Annotated in this window: 7 protein-coding genes; 4 read left to right on the top strand and 3 right to left on the bottom strand. The window is 57.8% G+C overall.

All coding sequences use genetic code 11. The features are described 5' to 3' along the window. Positions 1–123: 123 nt before the first annotated feature. On the bottom strand, positions 124–591 hold the full coding sequence (greB, locus tag ACOCD2_RS11000) for a transcription elongation factor GreB (RefSeq protein ID WP_368857396.1): 468 nt from the start codon (positions 589–591) through the stop codon (positions 124–126). A 21-nt stretch (positions 592–612) separates the two neighbouring features. Then, on the bottom strand, positions 613–990 hold the full coding sequence (locus ACOCD2_RS10995) for a CoA-binding protein (RefSeq protein ID WP_293647616.1): 378 nt from the start codon (positions 988–990) through the stop codon (positions 613–615). Between the two features lie 75 nt (positions 991–1,065). Here ACOCD2_RS10995 and ACOCD2_RS10990 point away from each other — a divergent pair, with 75 nt between their 5' ends. Next, the gene (locus ACOCD2_RS10990; protein WP_293647618.1) at positions 1,066–1,545 is read left to right on the top strand and encodes a CopD family protein; all 480 of its coding nucleotides are present in this window, start codon (positions 1,066–1,068) and stop codon (positions 1,543–1,545) included. A 435-nt stretch (positions 1,546–1,980) separates the two neighbouring features. On the opposite strand, the gene pyrE is transcribed toward ACOCD2_RS10990, so the two are convergent. Next, a complete protein-coding gene (gene pyrE / locus ACOCD2_RS10985; protein ID WP_293647622.1) occupies positions 1,981–2,646 on the bottom strand; it encodes an orotate phosphoribosyltransferase in 666 nt (221 codons plus the stop codon). 60 nt (positions 2,647–2,706) lie between these two features. Here pyrE and ACOCD2_RS10980 point away from each other — a divergent pair, with 60 nt between their 5' ends. Genes ACOCD2_RS10980 through ACOCD2_RS10970 form a run of 3 tightly spaced genes read left to right on the top strand, consistent with a single transcriptional unit; the run spans position 2,707 to position 5,531 of the window. Then, positions 2,707–3,480, top strand: coding sequence for an exodeoxyribonuclease III (locus ACOCD2_RS10980; RefSeq protein ID WP_293647624.1), 774 nt, complete (start codon positions 2,707–2,709; stop codon positions 3,478–3,480). Then, positions 3,470–4,855, top strand: a complete 1,386-nt coding sequence (locus tag ACOCD2_RS10975; protein WP_305800284.1) for an AmpG family muropeptide MFS transporter — start codon at positions 3,470–3,472, stop codon at positions 4,853–4,855. Before ACOCD2_RS10980 ends, ACOCD2_RS10975 begins: the two co-directional genes overlap by 11 nt. Next, entirely contained in the window at positions 4,848–5,531 is a 684-nt protein-coding gene (locus ACOCD2_RS10970) for a sulfite exporter TauE/SafE family protein (RefSeq protein WP_293647626.1), read from the top strand. The genes ACOCD2_RS10975 and ACOCD2_RS10970 overlap by 8 nt, the downstream gene beginning before the upstream one ends. Positions 5,532–5,788: the final 257 nt, after the last annotated feature.

Here is a 5,788-nt window from a genome sequence, read left to right as displayed (position 1 = left end):
TGGGCAAGTAATCAATGAAATGGGATAACTCACCAGCCAGCCTTCTCAGAAGGCTGGCATCAAAGCCCCCTTATAGGGGGCAAAAGCCAAGTCTGCGTTCTTAGAACGCAGATTTTTACTGTCCTATGATGTTTCAGGATGTCGATAGCTGATTTTGAGGAGCAACAGCTCTTTTCTACCGGAAGGCGTTTCGACCTGAATTTCCTCATCTAGTGATTTGCCCAGCAGGGCTCTGGCCATGGGGGAATCCACGCTGATCCAGTTTTTCTGCGGCACGAATTCATCTGCGCCAACGATGCGGTAGGTGACTTCCTCGCCCTTTTCGTCTTCCAGTGTCACCCAGGCGCCGAAGAACACCTGCTCGGTGTTGTGCGGCGGGCCTTCGATGCGTTTTAGCTCGGGGATACGTTTCTGCAGATAGCGGATACGCCTGTCCATTTCCCGAAGCTGTTTCTTCCGGTAGATGTATTCAGCATTCTCCGAGCGGTCACCTTCGGCGGCGGCTGCGGCAAGAATCTTCACTACCCGGCGGCGCTTTTTCCACAGGGCTGTCTCTTCTTCCCGCAGGGCATCATAGCCTTCCCGGGTGATGTAGGGGGATTTTACGGCTATTCAGAATTGTCCGGTGCGCAGCACCACCAGGGTGCAGGCCTCCTCCCAGGGAATACCTGCCTGGTCCAGCGCCTTTTGCAGGGGCGGCGATTCCGTACCGGGATTGAAGATCACCCGGCCGGGATGGAGGGCGACGATAGTGTCGGCCATGGGCGCCAGGCGGGCCGGGCCCACGTACAGCGTCAGGGTGTCCACAGGCTGTCTGACATCGGCCAGTGTGTTCACCACAGGCAGACCCTCGCTTTCGGCCAGTTTCGGGTGTACCGGGGTGATATTGGAATAGCCTTTCTCCTGCAGCAGGCGAATGGCCTGGTTGGCATAGCGTTCGGGCTTGTTGGTCGCGCCCAGCACCACCACGCGATGTTCTGTTGGATTCATGGTATTTCTCCGGGAAAGGAGATGATCGGTAATGGGGTAGAATACCCGTAGATTCATCATTATAGGAAATCCGACATGAGTTTTGGTATGAATTTCGCCATTCCCCTGCACGTGTTGTCAGTGGTCGTCTGGGTGGGAGGGATGTTTTTTGCCCATATGATTTTGCGGCCCACCGCTGTGGATACCCTGGAGCCACCTCTGAGGCTGCGCCTGTGGGCAGGTGTGTTCGGCCGGTTTTTCCCTTGGGTATGGATAAGCATCCTGCTCATACTGGCCAGTGGCTTCTGGATGATCTTCGGCGTTTATGGCGGCATGGGCGGGCTGGCCCTGCATGTACATCTCATGTTCGGCATGGGGCTGACCATGATGCTGGTGTTCTGCTATATCTATTTCGTGCCCTATGCAGCCCTGCGAAAGGCCGTGGCGGCCGAAGACTGGCCGGCAGGCGGTCAGGCGCTGGCGGGTATCCGCCGGCTGGTTACTTTCAACCTGGTGCTGGGCATACTCACGGTGATTGTATCCACGGGAGGGGTGTACTGGAGTCTTCCCATGTAGATCGGGCTTCAGCCCGACAAAGGTGCTGGATTGGGGGTAGTTGTCGGGCTGAAGCCCGATCTACGATGGTAAGGGATGAAGGAGGCGGGGCATGCAGGAGCGATTGCCAGTGCCGCCCATCCCTGGGCATTCGCCGCTTCGGCCATCCCTGGCCTCTCACGGCATACGACCGCCAGGGATGGCGGAAGTGCAGAAAATGCAGGAGCAAATTTCTGCCCGCCCATCCCTGGGCATAAAAAAGCCCGCCGAAAAGGAGCCGGCGGGCTAAATCTGACAATAGTCAGGAGGAGTGAGAACATTCTGGATAACTTTACTTACCCATAAGGTATTGTTTCCAAGACCTTGAAGCACAATATACTCTCTCCACAGATTCCCATATTGATCTGGCTCAAATAAATCACCATATTCTAATGTAGGGATTTATTTTGTGTGATGCTATCGTGGTTGTGAGCTTCTTCGGCTTACTCCGTATTTTTCCCGATAATCCCGGATAGCCTGCAACTGATCAGGCGCGTCGCCTTTTTCTTCGAGGAAACTCACCAGATCCTGCAGTTTCACGATGCCGGCAACGGGAATATTGTAGTCCCGCTCAACTTCCTGAATTGCCGAGAGTTCTCCCTGCCCTTTTTCCTGGCGATCCAGGGCGATGACCACGCCTGCTGCTTTCGCTCCCAGCTGTTCGATGATGTCCATGGACTCGCGCACCGAGGTGCCGGCTGAAATCACGTCATCGATGATGAGCACCCGGCCTTCCAGGGCATGCCCGACGATTACGCCGCCTTCGCCGTGATCCTTAGCCTCCTTGCGGTTGAAGGCATAAGCCACATCCCTGCCGTGCTGGTCATAGAGGGCGGCAGCCGTGACGGCAGCCAGAGGGATGCCCTTGTAGGCCGGGCCATAGAGCACATCGAATGCAATGCCAGAGTCCATGATGGTCTGGGCGTAATACTTGCCGAGACGGGCCAGGGCAGCGCCAGTATTGAACAGGCCGGCATTGAAAAAGTAGGGGCTGAGCCGCCCGGATTTGAGGGTGAACTCGCCAAAGCGCAATACGCCTACGTCCAGGGCGAAGTCGAGAAATTCTTTCTGGTAGTCCTGCATGGCAATCTCTTGTGGGTTGGATGTGATTGGCGCATGTTATCAGGAGTATAATCTGCGGTCATGCGAGTAATCACCGTCAATGTCAACGGCATCCGTGCTGCCGCCCGCAAAGGCTTTTTTCACTGGCTGCGCCGCCAGAAAGCGGACGTCGTCTGTCTGCAGGAACTCAAGGCCCAGGCCGATCAGATCACTAACAAGCAGTTCTGGCCGCCCAGCTTCCACTGCTTCTATCATCCTGCCGAGCGCAAGGGTTACAGCGGGGTGGGCATCTACTGCCGCCAGGAGCCGGAATCCGTGGTGGAGGGCATAGGCTGGGACTGGTTCGACGCAGAAGGCCGCTGGATAGAAGCAAGATACGAGAATGTAAGCGTCATTTCCCTCTATATGCCATCCGGTTCCCACAGCGAGGAGCGTCAGGCCATCAAGTTCCGTGTCATGGAAAAGCTGCTGCCCTATCTGATCGAACTGCGCAAGAGTGGCCGCGAATACATCATCTGCGGTGACTGGAATATCGCGCACAAGGCCATCGACCTGAAGAACTGGCGCTCCAACCAGAAGAATTCCGGCTTCCTGCCCGAGGAACGCGCCTGGATGGACGAGCTGTTCGGTCCCGCAGGTTTCGTGGATGCCTTCCGTGTGGTCAACCAGGAGCCTGACCAGTACACCTGGTGGTCCAACCGGGGCAGTGCCTGGGAGAAGAACGTGGGCTGGCGCATCGACTACCAGGTGATCACACCCGGTTTGCGGGACAAGGTACAGGGCGCTTCCATCTACAAGGCCAAGCGTTTTTCCGATCACGCGCCGCTGATTCTGGATTACGATCTTGAACTCTGATTCCCTGGGCAGGCGTTGGCTGGACAGCCTCGGGATCTACCTTCATCCCAGGGTGCGGGTGATGCTTTTCCTTGGTTTTTCCTCTGGACTGCCTTTGCTGCTGGTCTTTGGCACTCTCTCGGTGTGGTTGCGTGAAGCGGGGATCAGCCGCTCCACCATCGGTTTCGTCAGTTGGGTGGCGCTTGCCTATGCCTTCAAGTGGGTTTGGTCGCCGCTGGTGGATAAACTGCCCTTGCCCTTTCTGACCCGAAAGCTGGGCCGCCGGCGGGCCTGGCTGCTGTTTGCCCAGATAGCGGTCATCGCCGGGCTGCTGGGCATGGCCTTCAGTAATCCGGGGGAAAACCTGGCGGGGCTGGTGTGGTTTGCCGTGCTGGTGGCTTTCGCTTCTGCTACCCAGGATATCGCCATCGATGCCTTCCGTATCGAAAGTGCCGAGAGCAAGCAGCAGGCGGCATTGGCGGCCGCCTACATGGTGGGTTACCGCCTGGCGATGATTCTGGCGTCTGCCGGCGTGCTTTGGATTGCAGCCTGGGTGCAGCCGGCGGATGTAAAATATGATCTTCATGCCTGGTCTGTGGCCTACCTGACCATGGCTGCAGCCATGCTGGTCGGGCTGGCAACGACCCTGGTGGTTGCCGAGCCAAGGCCGGTATTGCAGGAGAATGAAGTGGAAGAGGCTGGTGTGCGGCGTATCCACCGGCTCAGTGGCCTGCCGGACTGGTTGCGGACTGTACTGGACTGGCTGTGGCGGGCGGTGATCAGCCCCTTTGCGGATTTCATACGCCGTTACCGCTGGCAGGCGGTATTGCTGCTGGCGCTGATCGCCAGCTACCGTATTTCCGATATCGTGCTGGGTGTCATCGCCAATGTGTTCTACATCGACCTTGGCTTCACCAAGACACAGATTGCCGATGTCACCAAGATATTCGGCATCATCATGACCCTGCTGGGTGCCGTGTTCGGCGGCGTGCTGGTGACCCGTTTCGGTGTGATGCGTATCCTTTTTCTGGGTGCACTGCTGGCGGCGGGCACCAATCTGCTGTTTTCCCTGCTGGCGCAGACCGGGCCGCAGATCGGCATGCTGATGCTGGTGGTGGCGGCGGACAATCTTTCCGCAGGCCTGGCCACGGCTGCTTTCGTCGCCTACCTTTCCGGCCTGACCAATGTTTCGTATTCTGCTACCCAGTACGCCCTGTTCAGCTCGGTCATGCTGCTGTTTCCCAAGTTCATCGGTGGGTTCTCGGGGGTGATGGTAGAGAATCTGGACTATGCGGGATTCTTTATACTCACCGCCGCCATGGGGCTGCCGGTGCTGATCCTGGTGGCCCTGGCCTGGCGTTATGTGCCGGTAAACGGGGAGGGCGCCGATGATTGATGTCGGTCTCGCCGGCGCCTTCATCGTGGGTCTGCTCGGTGGTGTGCATTGCCTGGGCATGTGTGGCGGTATCGTTGGTGCCCTGACCCTGGGTCAGCCCCAGCAGAACGCGGCTACCTCCGGCTTCTGGCTGCAGCAGCTGGGCTACAACCTGGGGCGGATTCTCAGCTACATGCTCGCCGGTATGATTGCCGGTGGCCTGGGTTTACTGATGGCCCAGGCGGGGCCGCTGCAATACACCCAGCAGATCCTTAGCATCATTGCCGGCCTGTTTATGATCATGATGGGCCTGTATCTCGGCGGCTGGTGGACTGGCCTGGCCCGCGTGGAGCGCGCCGGTGGCGTGGTATGGAAACGCATCGAGCCTCTGGGGCGCAGGCTCCTGCCCGTACGCTCGCCCGGGCAGGCTTTCCTGCTGGGCATGGTCTGGGGCTGGCTGCCCTGCGGTCTGGTTTACAGTGTGCTCATCTGGGCCCTGTCAGCAAGCGGTATGGTGGATGGTGCTCTGCTCATGGGCGCTTTCGGCCTGGGGACGCTGCCCAACCTGCTGCTCATGGGAGCAGCGGCCGGCTGGATGGGCAGCCTGCTGCGCAAGCCGCTCGCCAGAAAGATTGCCGGGGGGCTGGTGATTCTGTTCGGCATCATGATGCTGCTACAACTGCGGCCGGTGGCTTGAATTGTGGAAAGGAATCAAAAGACTTGTTCGTCTTTCGAAGGCAGTTTACGCATTGCCTCTTTCCAGGGTGGCTCTTTCCACTCAGGATGCTTTTTCCATATGCCCTTCAATATCTTCAACCATCTGAAATAAGAACGGTGTCGGGTACCATGTGATTATATTCCAAAAAGGAGCTATCCTTTGTTCCGAACCCGCCAGATATTGAACGACTGGCTCACGCAAAACCTGGAGGAAGCATAACGCCATGGTTATCCATC

The sequence above is a fragment of the Thiolapillus sp. genome (assembly GCF_048562965.1).
In the GTDB taxonomy this organism is placed as follows: Bacteria; Pseudomonadota; Gammaproteobacteria; order Chromatiales; family Chromatiaceae; genus Thiolapillus; species Thiolapillus brandeum_A.
Note: the sequence above shows the minus strand (reverse complement) of the source record. Positions and strands in the feature narration are given on the sequence as shown.